Here is a 23,000-nt window from a genome sequence, read left to right on the forward strand (position 1 = left end):
TTATAACTCTCTCATATATTGGATGACGGGCAGGACATCGGGTACGAAACCGCGCCAAAGCCGGTAGGAAGCTGCCGCCTGTCCGACCAGCATGCCCAATCCGTCGGCGGTTTGTTTTGCGCCTGATTGGCGGGCGAACGCTAAAAACGGCTCTGCCGCTTCGCCGTAAACCATATCGTAAGCCAAGGTGCAATGTTCAAAGATTTTGGGCGATACGGCGGGAAGCTGTCCGCTTAAGCCGCCGGATGTGCCGTTGATGATGATGTCGAAGCCGCCTTCCAGTTCATCCAAAGGTACGGCTTCAATACCGAAATACGCCGCCATTTCCGCCGCTTTGGCGTGGGTTCGGTTAGCGATAACGATGCGCGCGGGGCGGTATTCTTTCAAGACGGGAATGACGCCGCGCACCGCGCCGCCCGCGCCGAGCAGCAAGACGGTTTTACCCGACATTTCCACGCCCAGCCTCTTTGAAATATCGTCCGTCAGTCCGAGTCCGTCGGTATTGTCGCCGCGTATTTTACCGTTTTCCAGCAAAATCAGCGTATTGACCGCACCTGCCGCCAAAGCGCGTTCGGAATGTTCGTCCGACAAGGCAAACGCTTCCTGCTTGAACGGTACGGTAACATTCGCCCCGCGCCCGCCGTTGGCAAAAAACGCTTCGACCGCCTGCGCGAAACCGCCGATGTCGGCGCAAATGCGTTCATATTCGATTTCGACGCCTTCCTGCAAGGCAAACTGCCGATGGATTTGCGGCGATTTGCTGTGCGCGACGGGGTTGCCGAAAACGGCATAACGGGGAATAGTGTTCATAAAAATCCTATCCGGCAGGACAAATGCAAAGACCGCCCATTATAACCGCCTTTGCCGCCTGATACCGCTGTTTTCCAATAATTTGGAATATGTATCAGATTGTTGACAATCAGGTCGTCTGAAACTATATTCCGCAAGTCAGAAATTTAACGGATTTGCGGTTTCAGACGACCTTCGGCGTGATAAAATGCAGCAGATTTTCCGCGAGATTCCGTATCCGTTACTTCCCATTTAGGAGCCGAAAATGTCTATCAAAGACGCAGTAAGACTGATTGAAGAAAGCGAAGCCCGCTTCGTAGATTTGCGCTTTACCGATACCAAAGGCAAGCAGCACCACTTCACCATCCCCGCCCGCATCGTCCTCGACGACCCTGAAGAGTGGTTTGAAAACGGTCAGGCGTTTGACGGCTCGTCCATCGGCGGCTGGAAAGGCATTCAGGCATCCGACATGCAGTTGCGCCCCGACCCTGCTACTGCCTTCATCGACCCCTTCTTCGACGACACCACCGTCGTCCTCACCTGCGACGTTATCGACCCTGCCGACGGTCAAGGTTACGACCGCGACCCGCGTTCCATCGCCCGCCGCGCCGAAGCCTACCTCAAATCCACCGGCATCGGCGACACGGCATACTTCGGCCCCGAACCCGAATTCTTCGTCTTCGACGGCGTAGAGTTTGAAACCGATATGCACAAAACCCGCTATGAAATCACGTCCGAAAGCGGCGCATGGGCAAGCGGCCTGCACATGGACGGTCAAAACACCGGTCACCGCCCTACCGTCAAAGGCGGCTACGCCCCCGTCGCTCCGATTGACGCCGGACAAGACCTGCGCTCCGCCATGGTGAACATTTTGGAAGAACTCGGCATCGAAGTCGAAGTCCACCACGCCGAAGTCGGTACCGGCAGCCAAATGGAAATCGGTACGCGCTTCGCCACCTTGGTCAAACGCGCCGACCAAACCCAAGACATGAAATACGTTATCCAAAACGTCGCCCACAACTTCGGCAAAACCGCCACCTTCATGCCCAAACCCATCATGGGCGACAACGGCAGCGGTATGCACGTCCACCAATCCATCTGGAAAGACGGTCAAAACCTGTTCGCAGGCGACGGTTATGCCGGCTTGAGCGACACCGCGCTCTACTACATCGGCGGCATCATCAAACACGCCAAAGCCCTGAACGCGATTACCAATCCATCTACCAACTCTTACAAACGCCTCGTGCCGCACTTCGAAGCGCCGACCAAGCTCGCCTACTCTGCCAAAAACCGTTCCGCGTCCATCCGCATCCCGTCCGTGAACAGCAGCAAGGCACGCCGCATCGAAGCGCGTTTCCCCGACCCGACCGCCAACCCATACTTGGCGTTCGCCGCCCTGCTGATGGCGGGTTTGGACGGCATTCAAAACAAAATCCACCCGGGCGACCCAGCAGATAAAAACCTCTACGACCTGCCGCCGGAAGAAGACGCACTCGTCCCAACCGTCTGCGCCTCTTTGGAAGAAGCCCTCACCGCGCTCAAAGCCGACCACGAATTCCTGCTGCGCGGCGGCGTGTTCAGCAAAGACTGGATCGACAGCTATATCGCCTTCAAAGAAGAGGACGTACGCCGCATCCGCATGGCGCCGCATCCGCTGGAATTTGAAATGTATTACAGCCTGTAATCAACGTTCCCAATCGGGCTAAACGAAAGGTCGTCTGAAAACCTTGTTTCTAGGTTTTCAGACGACCTTTTTTATCGCTCAAAGCAAATCGTCAGAACGTTTTGCTGAATTCGACAAACATCCTGGTTTTGCCGTATTCGTAGTATTTGTCGTTGCTCCATGTTTTGTGGTGGGCGACGGTCAGGCGCGGGGTGATGCCTTTGAAGTGGAGAGCGCGGTGCCACACGGCGAGCGAAATATCCGCTTCTTTATCGCGGCGGTTTTCCTGACCGCTCAAAAGGCTGGGCGTTTGATAACGGCGTTGCGCCGCACTCAGGCGCAACATGGTGGAGAGCCCTTTGCCCCATTCCTGCCCCCATGCGGTACGGAGGCTGTAACGGTCAAAGTTGTCCGATTTGTCTTCTTTATTACGTTCCTGATAGATGTCGAAACCGCCGACCCAGTATTGACGGGCGTTTCGGTAATAGACGACGGAATTGCTCAGCAGGCGGTTGTTGCTGTCGGAACGGGCGCGGCGGGTGTTTTTCAGACGACCCATTTCAACGGCACTCAAGGTTTGCAGCTTAGGCTGCCACCAGCGGTTGAAGTGCAGGCGCGCACCGCTGGAGTAGGTGTACGGATCGTTGCCGTAGAAGCGGCGTTCGTGGAACGGGGTCAAGCCGATGTCGTTGCGCTGGTCGGCGTAGCCTGCGCCTACCGAAAAGCGGGTGGTCACGTCGTTATACTTGGTTTGTTCGGGATAAATTTTGCCGTAATTATCCGCGCCTGCCGTAACGTACCAGCCTTTGGGCAGCGACCATTTTTTCTCTGCGCCGAGTTGGTAGTTGATGGCGGTGGCGTCGATAGGCTCGGGGAAAGTCCAGTTGCCGTATGTGCGGCGGCTGGGCGCTTGGTTGATGTTTTGTTCGCGGGTAACGCTCAAGCCGGCATTGAATTTCCACGAATCGCGCTCGCGCAGGGCTTTTCGGTAAGACTCAATGCCTTTGACGAACGGCTCGGGCAGATTGGGTTCTGTTTTGAGTTTGTCAAACTGGTCGGCGGCGGCTTCGTTTTGCTTGTCTTCAAACAAAGCGGTGGCAAGCTGCCAGCGGACGACGGGGGCATCAGGGTTTTCGGCGATAAATTGACGGTAATACCCGATGGCTTCTTTCATTTTGCCCTCGTCTTGGGCAACCAATCCGTGTGCGTAGAGCGCCATGTTTTCATCGTGTCCCTGCCATTGTTCGTAAATCGGCAGGACAACCTTGATGCCCGCGATATTGCGCGAAACAACGGCGGAATACATGGCGCGGGAAAGTAATTGGGGATTGTCGAGCAGGGTTTTCGCATCGACGTTGACGACTTTTTCAGACGACGTTTCGGCGGCAGGTTTGGCCGCTTCTGCTTCAACGGGGTCAGGTTCTGCCGTTTTAACCTGCAACTCGGGAGCAGGCTGGTTTTGAGTCTCGGAAGGCACGTCGGCGGCTTCCGCTGCGGACACGGCGAGCAGGGAGAGGAGCAAGAGTGTTTTTTTCATGATCTTTGCAATGTGTGAACGTTGGTATTGTAGTGAATTGTGTCGAAATTTTTATGTTGAGGTCGAACAACATCATTTATTTTATTTAGATATTGTTTGGTCTCAATATTATGTTGAGCGCGGATTTTACCGTGTTTTACAGTAAAACAAAATATTGCGAAGGCAAATAAAACGATACGGCATGATTCAGCTTTGTTCTGTTTCGGCACAAATCCGCCCTGCCCTGTTGATTGAATGCCGTTTGTCCAATCCTATGCAAAGGTCGTCTGAAAAGAGGTTTCAGACGACCCGTGTTTTCTTCTGAACGGTTTTTACGGATAAAACGAATGTTGTAAAAACCATAAAACGATTGTTAAAGCCGCCATGCAAAAAGGTCGTCTGAAACCTCTTTTCAGACGACCTTTGCGGTATGTGTCGATTTAGCGTTTGTCCAAGTCCAAATCTGCTTTGTATTCGATGCGGCCGTGTCCTTTGTTTTCGATGGATACGTCCAGCTCTTGTGCGCCGCGTTTGAATTTCAAATCGGCATCGTCGTTTCTAATTTCCGATTCGACCACTTGAAAACCTTTACTGCGCGCGTGGGCGATGACTTTTTTAGCCAAAGACGGAATCGGGTTGCCGCGTGCGGGCAGCTCGGCTTCGTATTCGAATTCGCCGTTGCCCTGACGGTCGGCTTTAACCGTATGCGCGCCTGCGGGAAGGTAAATTTCGGCAGGAAGCGGAGCAGCGAAAGCGGTGGCGGAGAAAAGCGCCAAAATGCCGGTTGCCAATAAAGATTTTGTTTTAGCCATACTGTATCCTTTCGGGGAAGGCATATAAAAACGCCGCCATGTTATCGGCAAGGCAACACCCTATCAAGCAAATAAACCTTGTTTTACGTATGACAGTGTTTTTGCGCGCAGCGTTTACGCGGTTTTGCGATAACCCTGCAAAACCCTGCATCTTACCCTGTAATAAAAGGTTTTCAGACGACCTTTTGAAACACGGCTTTTGCGCTTTCGGGTAAAATAGCCGCTTTGTTTTTATTCAGGCAGCTTCAACCAAATGTCTTCCTCCCTTTCCAAAAAAACCGTCTACCTGCTGATCGCGCTGACCGGCATCGCGCTCGACCAACTGACCAAATGGGAAATCCTCGCCCACTTCCAAGAAGGCGAGCGCCTCAATATCATCCCCTCTTTCTTCGACCTGACCCTCGCCTACAACCCCGGCGCGGCGTTCAGTTTCCTTGCCGACCAAGGCGGCTGGCAGAAATTCTTTTTCTTAGGGCTAGCACTCGTCATCAGCGCCTATCTCGCCCGCGCCATCCTGCGCGACGAGTTCCGCCTTTCGGGCAAAATCGGCGCAGCCATGATTATCGGCGGCGCGCTCGGCAATGCCATCGACCGTTTGATTCACGGTCATGTCGTTGATTTCTTACTGTTTTACGGAAAAAATTGGAGTTATCCCGCGTTTAATGTTGCCGACAGCTTTATCTGCGTCGGTGCCGTTTTATTGGTTTTAGACGGACTGTTCCACAAAAAACAACCCAAACCGACCGACGAACCAACAACCGACAACCCATAAGGTCGTCTGAAATCCGGACCATACACATGACCCAAAAAACCATCATCCTCGCCAACCCGCGCGGCTTCTGCGCCGGCGTTGACCGCGCCATCAGCATCGTCGAGCGCGCACTGGAAGAATTCGGCGCACCGGTTTACGTCCGCCACGAAGTCGTCCACAACAAATTCGTCGTGGACAACCTGCGCGAAAAAGGCGCGGTATTCATCGAAGATCTCGCCGACGTACCCAAAGACGCCATCCTAATTTACTCGGCACACGGCGTCTCCAAAGCCGTGCAGCAGGAAGCCGCCGAACGCGGATTCCGCGTATTCGATGCCACCTGCCCGCTCGTGACCAAAGTCCACAAAGAAGTCGCCCGCCTCGACGCGCAAGACTGCGAAATCATCATGATCGGACACAAAGGCCACGTCGAAGTCGAAGGCACCATGGGACAGCTTCCGCCCGGCAGAATGCTGCTGGTCGAAACCGTTGAAGACGTCGCCGGACTGCAAGTCAAAAACCCCGACAAACTCGCCTACGTCAGCCAAACCACCCTCTCCGTCGATGAAACCAAAGACATCATCGCCGCGCTGAACGCCCGTTTTCCCAACATTCGCAACCCGCATAAAGAAGACATCTGCTACGCCACGACCAACCGTCAAACCGCCGTCAAAGAATTGGCGGAAGAATGCGACATCGTCATCGTCGTCGGCTCGCCCAACTCTTCCAACAGCAACCGCCTGCGCGAAGTTGCCGCCCAACGCGGCGTCGATGCCTACATGGTCGACAACGCCGGCTACCTGCAACGCGAATGGTTCGAAGGCAAACACAAAGTCGGCGTAACCGCAGGCGCGTCCGCCCCCGAAGTTTTGGTCAGAGAAGTCCTGCAAACCATACAGCAATGGGGACACGAAACCATACGCGAAGGCGAAGGTGCGGAAGAAAGCATCGTCTTCGTCCTCCCCAAAGAACTGCGGCGCGAAGGCGAAAACAAACAAATCCTCAACAAAGGTTAAACTGCTTATTCCAGCCTTTTCATCCAAGCGGCAAAACAAAAAGGTCGTCTGAAAACCGAGTTTCAAGGTTTTCAGACGACCTTCTTTATAGTGGATTAAATTTAAATCAGGACAAGGCGACGAAGCCGCAGACAGTACAGATAGTACGGCAAGGCGAGGCAACGCCGTACTGGTTTAAAGTTAATCCACTATATTTCCCAAGCCGAATCAAGGCATCAGCATGCCGCCGTTGACGTGCAGCGTTTGACCGGTGATGTATTTTGCTTGGTCGGAAGCGAGGAACAATACCGCATCGGCAATGTCCTGCGCTTCGCCGAATTTGCCCAGCGAAGTTTGCGCTTCGAAGGTTTTTCGGGTTTCTTCAGGCAGGGCGCGGGTCATATCGGTGTCGATAAAGCCTGGGGCGACGCAGTTGACGGTAATGCCGCGGCTGCCGACTTCGCGCGCCATGGATTTGGAGAAACCGATCAAGCCTGCTTTTGCCGCAGCATAGTTGGTCTGACCGGCATTGCCCATCACGCCGACGACGGATGTGATGTTGATGATACGGCCTGCACGCTGCTTCATCATGCCGCGCAATACGGCTTTAGAGGCGCGGAACACGGATTTGAGGTTGACCTGCATGATGTCGTCCCACTCTTCTTCTTTCATGCGCATCAGGAGGTTGTCGCGGGTGATGCCGGCGTTGTTGACCAGAATGTCCAACTTGCCGAACTCTTTTTCGATGTCGGCAATCAGGTTTTCGATGGTTTCGGGTTCGGCGGAATTCAATGCACGGCCTTCGCCGCCCCATTGCGCCAGACGCTCGCTAATCGCTGCCGCGCCGCTTTCGCTGGTTGCCGTACCGATGACTTTGGCACCTGCCGCCGCCAACGTGTCGGCAATCGCTGCGCCGATACCGCGCGATGCGCCAGTTACCAATGCGATTTTGCCGCTTAAATCTTGTGTGCTCATGTTTACTTCCTTGTTTTGGGAATGGAGTCTGTTAATTTCAGACGACCTTATAGCATAAATAGTGTGATGAATCTAATTTTTGAGGTCGTCTGAAAACATCAAAGACTTTCAGACGACCTCAAAGAGGCTTACTCGGGTAACGTGATTTCTTGATACGGAGGTAGATCCAATATGTATTTCAACCAGTTGTCGAAGCTGTATTTTTGGTAGATTTCGGGCGGCAGTTCGCGATAGGGTTTGGCAAGAAACTCCTCCATACCGTCAAAGGTTTTGCCGTCCCAAATAAAGATATTGTCGGGATGATAAAAATCGTATTTGGCAACTTCGGCATTGGTGGTAATGAGCTTTTTACGATAACCGACCGCTTCGATTGTCCGAAACGATAAGCCCGTATGTACCGCCGCTTTAAAGTCCAGCAAGACGCGGCTTTGCAGTTCGCGTTTGATGTTGTCCTCAAATGTAAGCGGCTCTGCCGTCGCTTTGATACTGTCGGGATAAACATCGGAATGCTCGTTCAAACTGCCGTCGTTGACATGGAATATCGTGAAATCGACTTTCCAGCCTTTCTTTTCGGCGTATTCGGAAAAAGTCGAAATGGCTTTGTCCCTGTCGAGATCGGGAACATGCGACCCTAGGAAATAAAAATCGTAGCGGTTTTCGGTATCGGCGTCCTTGTCTACTTCAAAATAAAAATTGGCGGCGGGAATGACTTTATCGCCGTATTTCCGATTGTCCTCGGGGTCAAAAGCATACACTTTATCAAAAATATCAATGCTTTCCCAAATTTTGGGAAATCTGTCCAGCCCATCCCATTGGTAGGCAGCCATCAATTTTTTGGTTTTGCGTTTGACCTGTTTCAGCAGATATTTCGGGTAGATTTGTCCGTTTAAAAACAATGCGTAATCGAAATACTCGAATGTTTTTATTTTCTCCGTCATTTCTTGATAAATGTTCGCAAAATGCCGAAGTCGGGCTTTTTTTCTCAAAATTTCTTTTTTCTTTTTCTGCTTCAGGACTTTCTTGCACCAAAATGCCCCCAGCCTCATTTTTAAAGACGAATATTTGAAGGGGGGCGCGATATGGTTGTAGCTGATATCGACAACTTCAAATCCTTGTTTTTCTAAATTTTGGATCAGCAATTTATAAATGTCGTTAACTTGGTACATGCCTAATAAGATAATAGGTTTCCGAGACATGGTGTGTGTCCTCCTATTGATTTTAAAATCATCAACTTATTATTTTTATACTAATAGATAGATATATAGTGGATTAAATTTAAATCAGGACAAGGCGACGAAGCCGCAGACAGTACAAATAGTACGGAACCGATTCACTTGGTGCTTCAGCACCTTAGAGAATCGTTCTCTTTGAGCTAAGGCGAGGTAACGCCGTACTGGTTTAAAGTTAATCCACTATATTGTTACCCTGTTAAAACTGACCTTTGAAAACAGGATAGGTTTCAGATTCGGGAAACGGCAAGCGGGAGAAGGTACGGCAAACCGTACATTCTCGACGTGAAAGATGTCTTGTAACGGACATACCGCCTGCGTTTGAACAGTCGGCGTCCGCGCGGCATCGTTTATTGTGAATAGACGTTGAAAGTGCCGAAGCACTCAGTAAATAGTTTCCCTTTTATTTGTACCGCCAGTCCCGCAAATTTGCTTATCCGCTATATCTGCTTAATGGCATCCCTGTCGATATGCGGCAGTCCGATCGGTATGTTCGGCTCGATATCGAATGCGCAGTTTATCCAGTTGCTGAAGCTGTATTTGCGCTTCAATTCCGGCGCGATGGGGGCAAACGGTCGGGTCAGGAAGTCTTTGAGTTCGTCGAGATTGCTGCCGTTCCAGTAGAACATATTGTCGGGATGGTAAAAGTCATAATGGACGATGGTCGGATTGGTGGTAATCAGTTTTTTATCCAAACCAATGGCCTCAAAAATCCGCAAAGACAAGCCGTAATGCTTGCGGTTGAGGAAGTCGACCAAGACGGAAGATTTGGCGGCTTCTTCTAAATTCTGGCGGTAAGACAACGCGTTGGCAAACGAGAAGAACTGCACTTCGGGGATGCCCAGCGCGGCTTGCTCTTCGGCAATTTTCTTGCTCGCCAGACGGAAGTCGATATCCAAACCGATGGCGCGTGCGGCGTCACAGAATGCGCGGATGTCGCTGTTGCGGTCTTCTGCGTATGATCCGATAAAGAGGATTTTGTTTTCGGTTTTTTCAGACGACGTGAAGCTGTCGAAATAGAAACTTGTGGTCGGATGCAATACATGGTCGTATTCGGGCAGCTTGTTTTGATCAAACGGATCGAAGAAATAAAATTTGTCGAAAAATTCGATATTTTCAAAATCTTCTTTCAAAAAGGTCAGCGCTTCCCAGTTGTAATAAACCATCAGCTTGGCATGGTTGCGCAGTTTGGAAATAAACTCTTTCGGATACGCGCCCAGCCAAATCATGAAACAATAATCCGCCTGCTCGGGATATTGCTCCAACAACGCTTCCAACCGCTCTTCCACCAAACGGAACATCACCCGTTTCTTGAAATCCATTCGTCCGAGGATGTTGCGGTACCAGATTTTCTGCATGCGCTGGAAGATGCTTTTGTATTTGAATTCTTTTTCTTCGTAAGTCAGGGACAGTACGTCGAAGCCGCATTTTTCCAGATTCTCAATGATGAGCTCGTGGATTTTAAACAGCTCCGGCATAGCCAGGATAACGGTTTTCTTTTTCATAATCGTCGTGCGGTAAAGAGGAAGGGTCGTCTGAAAATACAATCAGGCAATGGAGGAAACTTCTAAAACGGCTACTACGCTGAATCGTCTTAATTAATTGCCGATACCGAGCATACGGTTAAGCCATCGGGTAAACGAATATTTTTCTTTAATATCCGGACTGACCGGCTGATACGGACGCGCCAAGAAATCAGACAATTCGTCCAAGCTGCCGCCATCCCATAAAAACACATTGTCGGGATGATAAAGGTCGGTATCCCGTATGCTTTGGTTGGTCGTAATCAGTTTTTTGTCGAAACGCAGGGCATCGAAAATACGGAACGACAAACCGTAATGGTCAAACTGGGCAAAATCGACCACAGCCCCGCAGCTTTGTACCTTGCTTAAATTGTTTTCAAAACTAAGGATACTGCTGCGGTCGAGATAAGTAATGCCTTTTGTACCGAAGGCTTTTTCGGCACGGTCGTCTTTGCAATAAATATGGAAATCCAAAGGCAGCCCGAGGCGTTCCGCTTCGCTGATGAAATGCTTGGTCTGCTCTTCCCTCCTCAATTCGTAGCCACCAAGGAAGTAGAGGCCGTCGTTTGACGGCAATTCGGGAACAGGCAAATCGAAGTAGAAGTTGGTCGTGGCTTTGAAACCGCATTCCGGATACTGCTTAATATCTTGCGGGTCGAAAACCCAGCATTGATCGAAATAGTCCAAATATTCCAAGATATCGGGGAACCTCCCGATGCCGTCCCATTGGTAATTGACACATATTTCGCTGTGCGCACGAATGGCGGCAATGATTTCTTTAGGATAGATATTGGCGCGGATACACAGGGCGTAATCCGCTTTTTTTCCGTTTAACGAACCCAGCTTGCGTGCAATGTCATCCCGATAGCGGCTATATTTCAAAACTTTTTTGTAGTCGCCGTCTTTGGCAATATATTTGTAATACAGGTTTTTCACCCTGCTTGCCATATTGGGATAAAAAGAATCCCTGTCGTCGTAACAAAGGTTGACGACGTCGAACCCCAAAAAACGCAGGTTTTTTTCGATGCACTTGTCGAGTTCGTACATATAGGGAACAGCAAGGATGATGTTTTTATTCATGATTCGGGGGTAATGCGGTTAATCGATGGGGGCTGTGTTTTCAGACGACCCTTTGGTCATCGAAAGGGTCGTCTGAAAACATCAATCTGCTTGGTTCGACAGTATTTCTTGATATAGGCCTGCCAATTCGTCTTTTTGTTCCACAAAAGTCCGAATATGGCTTTTCGGCAGTTCAATGACTGCGCCGTCGTCCATTGCTTGATAGCGTTCGCAAACTTCGGCAATGGCGCGGCTCAATTCTTCCACGCCGCTGTCAAACGGAATGACCGTGCCGTTTTCGCCGTCGATAATGTCTTCGGACACACCGCCTGCATCCGTGGCGATTACCCAAACATCACGCAATACTGCTTCCCTGACCGTCAGACCGAAACTTTCTTTCCATTGTGTCGGGAACAGCAAAACATCGATTTCCGAGAAGAAATGGTCGATAGTATCTTGGCTGTAAGCAGGTTCGATGCGGAAGCGTTCCACGCCGTCGAAATCACTGTCAAAGAACGAACGTGCGCCGACGTTGAGCATATTGTCCACAACAACCAGTTCGGTATTGGGGAAACGGTGTTTCCTGAAGGCTTCCAAAATCAGATGAACGCCTTTGATTTTGGTTTTTCCGCCGACATAGCCGAAGCGGATAACGTCTTTTTTCCGTTTGGATACTTGACCCAAGGGGCGGGTAACGCCGTTTTTGTTGACGAGGACGTTCCTACCCAAAGTTCTTTCATGCAGCTCGGCAAAATATTTGCTGGGCGTAAGCAACATATCGATTTTCGACAGGGCGCGGGCTATGGTTTTGCTCCGTTCGTCTTCGGTATTCCATTGCTCGCGGAAGACTTCATTTTCGTCAAGCATGAACTGGTTCGGACAAATCCACCAGGCGTCATGCAGGGTAACGAGGGTTTTGACACCAGCTTCCCGACAAATATCGACCATGCCGACGCCCATGCTTTGAATGCAGTGGATATGGGCGATGTCGGGCTGTACGAGTTTGATGATATCTTTTAAGGCTTCATCAAAACGCGGGTTTTCGTGGGCGGCCGCATCTTCTGAAGGAACGGCAACGCCGAAAACGGTCACTTTGCCGTATTCGTAACGGATGACGCTGTACGGCGGCAGCCAGCTCTTCATCGGCAAGGTCGTTACCGCATATATTTCGTAGGCTTCTTCATCGGCAAGCAGTTTGTTCAGTTGCTCGGCAACAATGGTCGCCCCGCCAAACGATTGCGGATGATAGTAAACATTAAACGATAAGACTTTGGTTTTCCCTTTTGCGGCAGATTCAAAACGGACGGCGGGTGCAAGCTGCGTGCTGCCGATGGCTTGCGGGCTGTATGTTTCCGTAACCGTACGGTATGCCGCCTGCGCCATACTGTCGCGCAGTTCGGGATTTTGAATCAGGGTAGCGAACGCTTCATGCCATTGCTGTTCGCTGTCTGCCAGAAAGCCGTTTTCGCCGTTGACAATCACATCTGCGAAAGCCGCCCTTGGCGAACATACGGATGCCACTTTGGCAATCGATGCCTCAAGGTATTTGATATTGCTCTTGGCATCGTTGAAAACGAAGTTTTCCAAAGGCGCGATGCTGATGTCGCATTCGGACAAATAAGTCAGGTATTCCGTATAGTTGCAAAACGGAATACGCTCGATTTGGCTTTGTACATCATCGAAATATTCGGGCAGCTCCAAATAGCCGATGATTCTGAACCTGACATTCGGATTTTCTTTCAATATGTTGGCAAGCGCGGGAGCGGCTTCCAAAAAGTCGATGTTGTGTGTTTTGGTGCCCGAACCGTAAATAATCCGAATCAAGCCGTCTTCTTGTTTTTTCAGACGACCTTCGATGCTGCGTGCCGCTGCCAGTGTTTCATCATCCAACGCGTTTTCAACCACATAAACGGTCTCCAAACCTGCTTCCTTCATGGCTTTTGCCAGCCCCGAAGTCGAAGCGATGCCTTCGTCGCACGCCAACATGGCTTGACGGTAAAGTTTCGCGCCGTTAATCACGCCTTCTCTTTCTGCCGGTTCAAGCGAATTGATGGTACTGCTGGTTTTCAGGACATCTTCGTCAAAAATCAAATCATCGACATCCCATAATGTTTTGATATTCAGACGACGGCATTCCGCAATTAAATCCATCACGCTGTCAAAACCGGGAACGCGGTAGAAAATCACCAAACTTGCCAAAGAAATCTGTTTCTTGGCTTCGTTGCTGTCCGTCCATGAAGTTACGGAACAAGGAATGCCCAGCTCCTCAAGCATTTCCTGCTTTTGGATAACGCGATATTTTTTGCATTGCGGAATACTGAGTTCGGCAATGATGGCAACTTTGGGTGCAAGCGTGTCGGCAGCATGTTTGGTCAGTCGCTGGATAAACGTTTGCGGAATCGGGTCTGCCTGAACACCAAGAATTTCCTGTGCAACAACAGGCGAAGAACCGACCATTTTTAAAAGCTGTTTCACGCTTTTAATCGAATGGGTTTGCTTGTAATGGCGGCGTAAAAACTGATATGCCTTGCCGATACTGCCCTTCTCGCGCACCAAAAGACGGAAGCCTTTGCGGTAGCGGTTGGCAGAGCTGATGGCCTGTTCGGTTTTAACGAACGGCTTGAATACCTTAACCGTCCACAACCCTTTGTATTTTGCCAATCGTTGGCTTTCCTGACGGATGTGCTGTTCTAATAAAGCACGGTTTTCATTGAGTCCGTGTATGGCTTGCTCGAACGATTGTCTGTTTTCGTTCAAGGTATTGATGGTGTGTTCGAGCGACTGTTTTTCCTGCTGCAAGGTATCGATTTGTTTTTTCAGCAGTTCGATTTGTTTTTCTTGTTCTTTCGATTGCTCTTCTGCTGCCTGGCTGCGCACCATCAACTGCATCAACATATCGATTTGCTGTTGCAGAGACTCAGTCTGCTTGGCAGACAGTTCGGTTTGTTGCAGCAGTTTTGCCATTACATGCTGCAATTCTTGGTTTTGATTTTGCATATTGGTATTGTCTTCTCGCAATTGAAGGTTTAGCTCGGATAAAGATTGGATTTGTTGTTCTAGTAAGGATATTTTTTGAATACAGTCGGAATATCCCAAATGATGTTGCATAAACAGCGCGCGGTTTTTCTCGTAGACTTTTTGCCAGTCTTCGCGGTTTAAATCAGGATTTTGCTCTAAGCGGTTAATCAGCGATGACCCGTCACGGCGTTTGCGGTAGCGGAACAACACTTCCGGAATACGGATAACGGTTCCGCCGTTGCTTAAGAGGCGTATCCAAAAATCCCAGTCTTCGTGTGTCGTCAGGTTTTCATCAAATCCACCCAATGCGGCAAAATCTTCGGCGCGGTGCATGGAGACGGATGAAGGAAAACGGTTGCCCATCAAAAGGCTTTCCAAACCGTCATAATCCGGCAGATTCCACAAACCTTCTTGCGCATCGAAATATTCCGCCAACGGATACACCAGCTTGCAGTCGGGATTGTTTTCCAAAACCGTGACGCATTTTTCGATGTAATCCGGCAGGATGAGGTCGTCTGAATCGAGAAACAGGAAGTATTTGCCCCCAGCCAGCCTCGCCGCATGATTTCGGGCGGCGGCAACGCCTTGATTGTTTTGTACGGCGTAACGTATTGCGGGCTTGTCCGCCAGAAACTCCCTCAAATAATCGGCGTGTTCCGGGTCGGAGCCGTCATCAACAATGATGATTTCAAAATTCTGATGGCTTTGGCTAAGGACGGACTGGATTGTTTCTACAATGTATTCCTTACAGTTGTAGTAAGGGATCATCACGGAGACGGTGGGGGACTGGGCTTGATGATTCATGCGGATAGTTCCTTTCTGTCTGTTCGGCAGCCTTCCTTGTCTTGCAGCTCGGTGTTTTCAGACGACCTCTTAAATATAGTGGATTAAATTTAAACCAGTACGGCGTTGCCTCGCCTTGCCGTACTATCTGTACTGTCTGCGGCTTCATCGCCTTGTCCTGATTTAAATTTAATCCACTATAAATCGTCCTTCAACTGACTGACAGGTCGTCTGAAAATCAACCTGCCACCTGCTTAGGCATATTGCGCAACATGGAGTAATAGCCGTTTTGAGCCATCAGCTCACTATGCGTGCCTTGTTCGACAATATGGCCTTCATCCATAACGATGATGCGGTCGGCTTGTTCGACAGTGGTCAGGCGGTGGGCGACGATGATGCTGGTGCGGTTTTCCATCAGGCGTTCGAGGGCTTGTTGGACGAGGCGTTCGGATTCGTTGTCCAGCGCGCTGGTGGCTTCGTCCAAAAGCAGGATGGGAGCATCTTTCAAAATGGCGCGGGCAATGGCGACACGTTGACGCTGACCGCCGGAGAGTTGGTTGCCGTTTGCGCCTATCGGCTGGTTCAAGCCGTATGGCGAGCTTTCAACCAAGTCTTGCAAATTCGCGGCTTTGAGGGCTGCCAATACTTCTTCTTCAGTTGCATCGGGACGGCTGTAACGAACGTTTTCCAAAAGAGTGTCGTCAAACAGGAAAACATCTTGGGAAACAAGGGCGAATTGGGAGCGCAGATTGTCGAGTTTGATGTCTTCGATGTTGGCATCATCCAAATAAACCGCGCCGGAGCTTGGTTCGACAAAACGCGGAAGCAGGTTGACGACCGTGGATTTGCCGCTGCCTGAACGTCCGACCAAAGCAACGCGTTCCCCTTGGCGGATGTTGAGATTGAATCCATCCAAGGCTTTTTTACCGTCTTCGTGGTAGCGGACATCGACGTTTTCGAATTTCAGACGACCTGAAACGTTTTTCAGATGTTTGGTGCCCTTGTCTTGCTCAGGTTCGGTATCAAGGAACTGACAAACCGCATCCGAAGCGATAAACATGGTCTGCATGGGGATGCTGATGTTCGCCAAGTTTTTGATCGGACCGAGCATTTGCAGCATGGCAACGATAAACGCCATAAATTCGCCGATGGTGGTATAGCCTTGCTGACTCTGCCAAAGGGCAATAAAGATGACGACGGCCAAAGCAAATGACGCAATCAGTTCGCTGAACGGAGAACGCGCCGCGCTGGCTTGCGTGATTTTTTTACCGAGACGGACGATGGTGTCATTGACTTCGGCAAAGCGTTCAGACGCTTTCTTCTGACCGCCAAAGAGTTTGACCACGCGGTGTCCTTGGTGGACTTCGTTAACGACGTTGTTCAGCGTACCGATACTTTGCTGCGCGCTGGCAATGATGTCTTTCAGACGGTTGCGGTAATAACGGGACAACAAAGACAACAGCGGGAACATCAGGGCGACAATCAGACTGAGCTGCCAGTTCAAATACAGTAGAACGCAGACCAAACCGATGACAATCATGGTATCGCGGGTCAAAACGATAAAGACATTACTGGCGTTGCTGATGGATGATTCCGCCATTTGCACCATGTTCATCAAAACTGTGCCGGACGGAGTTTCCTGATGGAATTTGGAAGAGAGTTGCAGCATCTTGGCAAACATATCGCGGCGCAGATGGCTGATTGCCATGACGGAAACCCAAGTCAGCAGATATGTGCTGACAAAGCGGCTGATGCCTCGAATGATGACCAAAAAGATAAAAAATACCGGCACAACCCAGACTTTATTGGGCGTACCCCAAATCAGGTAGGTAAATTGGTCTTTCCAGTTTTGCAGCGTGGCGACGATGCCACCTGCGGTATTGAGTTCGGGCGGCGCAGAAGGCGGGGCGAAGCCTTGGTTGACCAGCGGGGCAATAAAGGCGGCGAGATAGCTTTCGGTGGCGGCAACGCCGAAGATAGCAATTAAAGCAAAGATGATGCGTGTTTTATAAGGGCGGATATAAGCCATCAAGCGCATGAAGCTGCGCGAATCTTCTTGGGTAAACAGGCCGAAGGTCAGTTTTTCTATCATTGGCTCGGTGTTCCGGAATAATGCAGATTGAATATTTTATCAATCTGTCGGATTGGTAAAGCCTATGATTATATCGCAACGAAGTTACCGATGCGACGAAATTGCTGTTTTTAAATGAATAACGATTTTTATTTCTGTAAAGTTTTTTCAGACGACCTTAAATGTTCAAAATAAATTGATAGTGGATTGGAATAAGAAACACCCTCCTGCTGTCTGCACCTCCCTATGCGAACACAACCGACAGGCATTAAAAAACGACCTTTCATTAAGAAAGGTCGTCTGAAACATAAAAGGCGGCAAATTTAATGCGCTTCGACAAAGGCAGCGACTTGTTCGGAATTAGTCAAAGCGCTGCACGCGGCTTCTTTGTTGATGCGTTTTGCCAAACCTGCCAACACTTTGCCCGGTCCGCATTCGGCGGATTCGGTAATACCTTCTGCAACGAGTGCGTTGACGGTTTCCGTCCAGCGTACAGGGCTGTAAAGCTGGCGGACGAGTGCGTCTTTGATTTTCTCTGCATCGTCGTAAGCGGCAACATCGGCATTATGGATGACGCGGATTTGCGGCTGTCTGATTTCGACGGTTTTGAGCGCTTCGGCAAGTTTTTCCGCAGCAGGCTTCATCAGGCTGCAATGAGAGGGAACGGATACAGGCAGCGGCAGCGCGCGTTTGGCTCCCGCTTCTTTGGCTGCATTCATGGCGCGCTCGACGGCGGCGGCATTACCCGCGATCACGACTTGTCCGGGCGAATTGAAGTTGACGGCTTCGACCACTTCGCCTTGCGCGGCTTCTGCACAAATGGCTTTAACCTGCTCATCTTCCAAGCCGAGGATCGCCGCCATCGCGCCTACGCCTTGTGGTACGGCAGACTGCATCAGTTCGGCGCGCAGTCGGACGAGTTTGACCGCATCCGCAAAATCCAATGCACCGGCGGCAACGAGTGCGGTATATTCGCCGAGGCTGTGGCCGGCAACGACGGCAGGTGTTTTGCCGCCCGCTTCCAAATAAGCACGGTAAACGGCAACGCCGGCGGCCAGCATGATGGGCTGCGTATTCACGGTCTGTCCGATGAGTTCGGCATCCGTACCGTTAATCATTGCCCACAAATCTTGACCCAAGACGGCAGAAGCTTCGTCGAAGGTGTTTTTTACGACCGATTGTCCTGCGAAGCCGTCCATCATATTGAGGCTTTGCGAACCCTGACCGGGGAAGAAAAATGCAAAAGACATGATATTCCTTTGTTTCAGTTTAGTTTTTCAGAAAATTCGTCAGAGGATTATCGGCGTAATGTATCAGTAGGGCATAGGTAATGGCAACATTTATTGCCACTGTCAGCCAGAAAATCTGAACAAAAGGAACTTTCTTGGTTTTGTGGCGGAACGCGGCGCGCGCAACCAATGCACCGGGCCAGCCGCCCAGCAGGCTGAATGCGTGCAGTTTATTTTCTGGGATACGGTTTTGGTATTCGTTTTTACGTCTGATTTTGCGCGCGGACTCCATCGCCGTCTGCTTATCCTGTTGATAGAGGATGAAGGCGGCAATACTGATAAGGACGTAAATGAAAAACAGTTTATTGGAAAGCACGGCGACAACGGTCAGGAAAATGACAGCGATGACGCTGTTGATCAATAGTGCCTGCATATCAATGTTGAGCCTGTTGTAGTCGGGTGGCAATTCGTCAAACAGGAATGCTTCGTCGCCCAGCCGGACGACCTTGATGGCTTGCTGGCGGTTGCCTTCTATCGGGCGGTTGCAGTAGAAACTGACGCGCTGTCCTGTTTGCGGACGGCTGGTATTGTAATGGTACGCACTGATGTGGAAGAAAATATTTTGGGATTCGTCGCCGAAACGGATAAAGCCGTAGCCTTTGGCATCATCCCATGTGGTAATCGTACCGCTCATGACCTGATTGGGCGGCAACAGATTCTTTTGGGCGGATTTCGGAGCGGGATAACGGGTTTCGGCAACCAACGGCTGCTCGATTTTGACTTCAACTTTAGGACCGTGTTCCGGACGGAAAAAGTGTACGGTTTGACCTTGTGCTTTTTTCGAGGGCGCAGCGTGTATCGACTCAGGCTCGGGCTCCGACTCGGGCGTACTGCGGATAACAGCATCGACCAGCAGCCATTGTCCGTTGGGATGGCGACGGAGCGTGCCTTCAAGGCGGTCGCCCGCCCGAGGTGTACGGGTTTGGTCGGCAAGAAACTGTCCCAGCACAAACACAGGCTGCCCTTCGTTTGAAACATCCATTCCATAACCACCATTCTTCGACCAATCCCAGTCGGTCAGCGTAATGACCGCGCTGTCATTGTTTTTATAACCCGGATTGACACGCTCGACATCCCTTGCGACGGCGCGGTTGTTTTCCGTTTCAATTTGAAAGCTAACACGGTGTCCGGTTTCAGGTTCTTGATAATCGGGGTGTAGGGATTGGCGGTTGGCAAAGATGCGTTGCGAAGATTCGTCGCAAATAATGGAGCCGCGGCTCATTTCCCCGAACCAATGGGCGATTGTCCCGTAATGTTTATTATGGTTCATTTTATTTTTATATTAAGGAAAAAAATGTATTGGATAATCAGTTTTGAAATTATACCAATTTATCATAATCCATGTGGATTTTAACCATAATAAATAAAAAGTTGTCTGAAACGGTGTCGGTTTGAAGCAACGACACATTTTCAGACGACCTCTTTTCAATGCTCAACAGAGACAGCACCCTTCCCCCTCTGCATAACATATAGTGGATTAAATTTAAATCAGGACAAGGCGACGAAGCAGCAAACAGTACAGATAGTACGGCAAGACAAGGCAACGCCGTACTGGTTTAAAGTTAATCCACTATACTTTTCAACTACCAACCTGAATCTTCTACACTTTAAACAACTAACCCATCCCTCAAAATACGAATCCCGGCTTTCCTATCAAAAAGGTCGTCTGAAACCGCACCAACGCAGTTTCAGACGACCTTTTAAGTTTTAAACGGACAAAAAATCAATATTTAACCAACACCGCGCCCCATGCGAAGCCGCCGCCTATGCCTTCAAGCAGCAGGTTTTGTCCGCGCTTGATTTGACCGTTTTGAATGCCGACATCGAGCGCGAGCGGGATGGAAGCGGCGGATGTGTTGCCGTGTTCCTGTACGGTCAGGATGACTTTTTCCATGTCCAGACCCAAGTGTTTGGCGGTGGAGTCGATAATGCGTTTGTTGGCTTGGTGTGGCACGAGCCAGTCGATTTGATCGGGGGTATAACCTGCTTCGCTGATGACTTCGTCGGCGATTTTTGCGAGCATTTTGACCGCGAATTTAAACACGCCCGGCCCGTCCATTTTGACGTAAGGCGAACCGCAAACTTGCCCGTTGGCGATTTGACCGGGTACATTGAGCAGGTCGAGATAGTTGCCGTCGGCTTTGAGTTTGCTGTGGATGATGCCTGCTTCGTCGGACGCGCCCAATACTACTGCGCCAGCGCCGTCGCCAAACAAAACGCAGGTCGTGCGGTCGTTCCAATCGACGATGCGGCTGAACGTTTCCGCGCCGATGACCAAAGCCTTTTTCGCCATGCCGCTTTTGATGTAGGCGTTGGCGGTGGACAGGGCATACATAAAGCCCGCGCAGACCGCCTGTACGTCAAATGCGGGGCAGCCGTTTTCTATGCCGAGCTTTTGTTGAACAATGGTTGCGGTGGACGGGAACTGCATATCGGGGGTAGCGGTCGCCACGATAATTAAATCGATTTCATCGGCAGCGACACCCGCTGCAACCAGCGCGCGGCGTGATGCTTCGGCGGCGAGGTCGCTGGTTTTTTCGCCTTCGTCTGCAATATGGCGAAACTTGATGCCGGTACGGGTGGTAATCCACTCGTCGGACGTATCGACTTTTTTCGCCAAATCGTCGTTGCTGACGCGGTTGGCGGGAAGATAGCTGCCGGTACCTAAAATTTTGGCGTATTGCATGTGAAGGCCTTTGAGCGTTGATTCGGATAATCGGCTATTGTAAGCGAAAACAGATGAATTGCCCAACGCCGCGAAGGCGTAAAACAGGTAAAGCAGGCAATGGCTTGAAAAACAAATATAAACCCATGATTTCAATAAAACTTACTTTTCAAACCATCTAGGGATTTACGCTTCCCATCCCGTTTTTAGACGACCTCGGTTACACAAAATCCCCCCAAAGCGTCTGCATCGCCGCAATCGCCGCCAGCGAAGCGGTTTCCGTCCGCAAAACCCGTCTGCCCAGCGTTACCGACTGGAATCCCGCCTCAAATGCCAATCGTTCCTCCTCGTCCGTCCAGCCGCCTTCCGGCCCCACCATAAAAATCAGGTCGTCTGAAAACGGCTTGACGGCACGCAAACTCTGGGCGCGGTTCAAACTCATCAACAGCTTGGTCGTTTCAGACGACATCTGTTTCAAAGCCTCGCGGTAAGGCAGCAGCGGGCGCACCTCCGGCACAATATTCCTGCCGCTTTGTTCGCAGGCGGACACCACAATTTCCTGCCAACGCGCCACCCGTTTGTCCGCCCGCTCGCCGCTCAGGCGCACGACACAGCGTTCGCTGATCACAGGCTGAATCGCCGCCACGCCCAGCTCCACGCTTTTCTGCAAAGTAAAATCCATACGTTCGCCGCTCGACACCGACTGCACCAACGTGATTTTCAGCGGCGATTCGTTGTCCGCCTCCTCCTCGCGCAACACTTCCGCGCAGGCACGGCGTTTCTCCAAAACATCCAAACGCGCGGGATACGCCTTGCCGTTGCCGTTAAACAAAACGACCTCTTCCCCGCAGCGCACGCGCAAAACATTTAAATGACGCACAACATTATCAGGCAGTTCAACGACTTGCCCCGCATATAAAGCATCAGGCAGATAAAATCTGGACATGGTTCTTCAAGTGAAAACGGATATAATAACGCGATTATACGATTTCGCACCCCAACCGCAAAAACAAGGACAAAAAGTGTTACACCGATTGCAAAAAGTCGTCCGGCACATCGCGCAAACCGAAGTCATGCCGCGCTTCCTGAATACCCCGTCGCACCGCAAAGAAGACGGCTCCATGCTCAGCGAAGCCGACCTTGCCGCCCAAACCGCCTTCGCCGCCGCCCTGCCCTTGTTGATCGACAGCCCCATGCTCGGCGAAGAAATGAGCGTGCAAGAACAAACCACCCTTTGGAAACTGCACGCGCATACCGACGGGCTATGGGTCGTCGACCCCATAGACGGAACCAACAACTTCGTCAACGGACTGCCCCATTTCGCCGTTTCCGTCGCCTTCGTCAAAAACGGCCGCGCCGAACTCGGCATCATCTACAACCCCGTCAGCGGCGAATGTTTCTACGCCGAACGCGGCAAAGGCGCATACCTCAACGGCACGCAACTCCCCCTGCGCACCGTCGACAAAAAACTCAGCGAAGCCATCGCAGGCGTCGAAATCAAATACCTGCGTTCCGGCAAACTCACCAGCCGCATGAGCACGCTTGCCCCCTTCGGCACCATCCGCAGCATGGGCAGTAGCACGCTCGACTGGTGCTACCTCGCTAGCGGACGCTACGACGTTTACGTCCACGGTGGACAAAAACTGTGGGACTACGCCGCCGGCGCTCTGATTTTTGAAGAAGCAGGCGGCAACCTGTCCACTTTGGAAGGCGACGACTTCTGGAGCGGCGAACACGTCTTCAAACGCTCCGTCATCGCCGCCCTGCAACCTGCCCTGTTCGAACGTTGGGAAAAATGGATACGGGAGAACCAGTAAACCGGTTTTATCGGCAAATACAGCGGCAGATTAAACAAAACAATC

The 23,000-nt window shown here is 50.8% G+C and carries 18 protein-coding genes and 2 pseudogenes; 6 read left to right on the forward strand and 14 right to left on the reverse strand.

Going from position 1 to position 23,000, the window contains the following annotated elements:
• On the reverse strand, positions 1-810 hold the full coding sequence (gene aroE, locus ACMYUL_RS03180; RefSeq protein ID WP_342031991.1) for a shikimate dehydrogenase: 810 nt from the start codon (positions 808-810) through the stop codon (positions 1-3).
• Between the two features lie 244 nt (positions 811-1,054).
• Between aroE and glnA the strand changes: the two genes are divergently transcribed.
• Positions 1,055-2,473, forward strand: a complete 1,419-nt coding sequence (glnA, locus tag ACMYUL_RS03185) for a type I glutamate--ammonia ligase (protein ID WP_342031990.1) — start codon at positions 1,055-1,057, stop codon at positions 2,471-2,473.
• 91 nt (positions 2,474-2,564) lie between these two features.
• On the opposite strand, the gene ACMYUL_RS03190 is transcribed toward glnA, so the two are convergent.
• On the reverse strand, positions 2,565-3,989 hold the full coding sequence (locus ACMYUL_RS03190) for a surface lipoprotein assembly modifier (RefSeq protein WP_415772023.1): 1,425 nt from the start codon (positions 3,987-3,989) through the stop codon (positions 2,565-2,567).
• Positions 3,990-4,170: 181 nt separating this feature from the next.
• On the opposite strand from ACMYUL_RS03190, the gene ACMYUL_RS03195 reads away from it, so the two are divergent.
• Positions 4,171-4,293 carry a hypothetical protein gene (locus tag ACMYUL_RS03195; RefSeq protein WP_415772025.1) on the forward strand — a complete coding sequence of 41 codons (123 nt, stop codon included), beginning with the start codon at positions 4,171-4,173 and terminating at the stop codon, positions 4,291-4,293.
• Between the two features lie 115 nt (positions 4,294-4,408).
• Here ACMYUL_RS03195 and ACMYUL_RS03200 read toward each other — a convergent pair whose 3' ends face one another.
• The gene (locus tag ACMYUL_RS03200) at positions 4,409-4,780 is read right to left on the reverse strand and encodes a hypothetical protein (RefSeq protein WP_415772027.1); all 372 of its coding nucleotides are present in this window, start codon (positions 4,778-4,780) and stop codon (positions 4,409-4,411) included.
• 253 nt (positions 4,781-5,033) lie between these two features.
• On the opposite strand from ACMYUL_RS03200, the gene lspA reads away from it, so the two are divergent.
• From lspA to ACMYUL_RS03215, 3 genes and pseudogenes are all read left to right on the forward strand, one after another.
• Complete coding sequence (gene lspA / locus ACMYUL_RS03205; protein WP_415772029.1) at positions 5,034-5,552, forward strand: signal peptidase II; 519 nt, start codon at positions 5,034-5,036, stop codon at positions 5,550-5,552.
• Between the two features lie 26 nt (positions 5,553-5,578).
• Positions 5,579-6,547: a 4-hydroxy-3-methylbut-2-enyl diphosphate reductase gene (ispH, locus tag ACMYUL_RS03210; protein ID WP_003741106.1), complete on the forward strand. Its 969-nt coding sequence runs from the start codon at positions 5,579-5,581 to the stop codon at positions 6,545-6,547.
• Between the two features lie 83 nt (positions 6,548-6,630).
• Positions 6,631-6,741 (forward strand): annotated as a pseudogene (locus ACMYUL_RS03215) (IS5/IS1182 family transposase); the annotation flags it as partial.
• A gap of 13 nt (positions 6,742-6,754) precedes the next feature.
• On the opposite strand, the gene fabG reads toward ACMYUL_RS03215, so the two are convergent.
• The 11 genes and pseudogenes from fabG to ACMYUL_RS03270 form a co-directional block, all read right to left on the reverse strand.
• Entirely contained in the window at positions 6,755-7,501 is a 747-nt protein-coding gene (fabG, locus tag ACMYUL_RS03220; RefSeq protein ID WP_003684588.1) for a 3-oxoacyl-ACP reductase FabG, read from the reverse strand.
• Positions 7,502-7,629: 128 nt separating this feature from the next.
• A complete protein-coding gene (locus ACMYUL_RS03225) occupies positions 7,630-8,439 on the reverse strand; it encodes a hypothetical protein (RefSeq protein ID WP_415772032.1) in 810 nt (269 codons plus the stop codon).
• Positions 8,440-9,170: 731 nt separating this feature from the next.
• The gene (locus tag ACMYUL_RS03230) at positions 9,171-10,235 is read right to left on the reverse strand and encodes a hypothetical protein (RefSeq protein ID WP_070515378.1); all 1,065 of its coding nucleotides are present in this window, start codon (positions 10,233-10,235) and stop codon (positions 9,171-9,173) included.
• A gap of 93 nt (positions 10,236-10,328) precedes the next feature.
• Positions 10,329-11,333 carry a hypothetical protein gene (locus tag ACMYUL_RS03235; protein ID WP_342031986.1) on the reverse strand — a complete coding sequence of 335 codons (1,005 nt, stop codon included), beginning with the start codon at positions 11,331-11,333 and terminating at the stop codon, positions 10,329-10,331.
• A gap of 81 nt (positions 11,334-11,414) precedes the next feature.
• Positions 11,415-15,134 carry a glycosyltransferase gene (locus tag ACMYUL_RS03240; RefSeq protein WP_415772034.1) on the reverse strand — a complete coding sequence of 1,240 codons (3,720 nt, stop codon included), beginning with the start codon at positions 15,132-15,134 and terminating at the stop codon, positions 11,415-11,417.
• A 70-nt stretch (positions 15,135-15,204) separates the two neighbouring features.
• Positions 15,205-15,324, reverse strand: a pseudogene (locus ACMYUL_RS03245) (IS5/IS1182 family transposase); the annotation flags it as partial.
• Positions 15,325-15,351: 27 nt separating this feature from the next.
• Positions 15,352-17,205 (reverse strand): lipid A export permease/ATP-binding protein MsbA, encoded by a 1,854-nt coding sequence (msbA, locus tag ACMYUL_RS03250; protein WP_342031984.1) that lies wholly within the window; start codon positions 17,203-17,205, stop codon positions 15,352-15,354.
• A gap of 302 nt (positions 17,206-17,507) precedes the next feature.
• Positions 17,508-18,434, reverse strand: coding sequence for an ACP S-malonyltransferase (fabD, locus tag ACMYUL_RS03255; RefSeq protein WP_415772037.1), 927 nt, complete (start codon positions 18,432-18,434; stop codon positions 17,508-17,510).
• A 19-nt stretch (positions 18,435-18,453) separates the two neighbouring features.
• Positions 18,454-19,743 carry a DUF1294 domain-containing protein gene (locus tag ACMYUL_RS03260; protein WP_342031983.1) on the reverse strand — a complete coding sequence of 430 codons (1,290 nt, stop codon included), beginning with the start codon at positions 19,741-19,743 and terminating at the stop codon, positions 18,454-18,456.
• A 453-nt stretch (positions 19,744-20,196) separates the two neighbouring features.
• Positions 20,197-21,159 (reverse strand): beta-ketoacyl-ACP synthase III, encoded by a 963-nt coding sequence (locus ACMYUL_RS03265; RefSeq protein WP_342031982.1) that lies wholly within the window; start codon positions 21,157-21,159, stop codon positions 20,197-20,199.
• A gap of 199 nt (positions 21,160-21,358) precedes the next feature.
• Positions 21,359-22,084, reverse strand: a complete 726-nt coding sequence (locus ACMYUL_RS03270; protein WP_101810278.1) for a 16S rRNA (uracil(1498)-N(3))-methyltransferase — start codon at positions 22,082-22,084, stop codon at positions 21,359-21,361.
• A 76-nt stretch (positions 22,085-22,160) separates the two neighbouring features.
• Between ACMYUL_RS03270 and ACMYUL_RS03275 the strand changes: the two genes are divergently transcribed.
• On the forward strand, positions 22,161-22,955 hold the full coding sequence (locus tag ACMYUL_RS03275; protein WP_029609465.1) for an inositol monophosphatase family protein: 795 nt from the start codon (positions 22,161-22,163) through the stop codon (positions 22,953-22,955).
• Positions 22,956-23,000 lie beyond the last annotated feature (45 nt).

Origin of the sequence: Neisseria sp. CP9, from assembly GCF_047758525.1 — a bacterium.
In the GTDB taxonomy this organism is placed as follows: Bacteria; Pseudomonadota; Gammaproteobacteria; order Burkholderiales; family Neisseriaceae; genus Neisseria.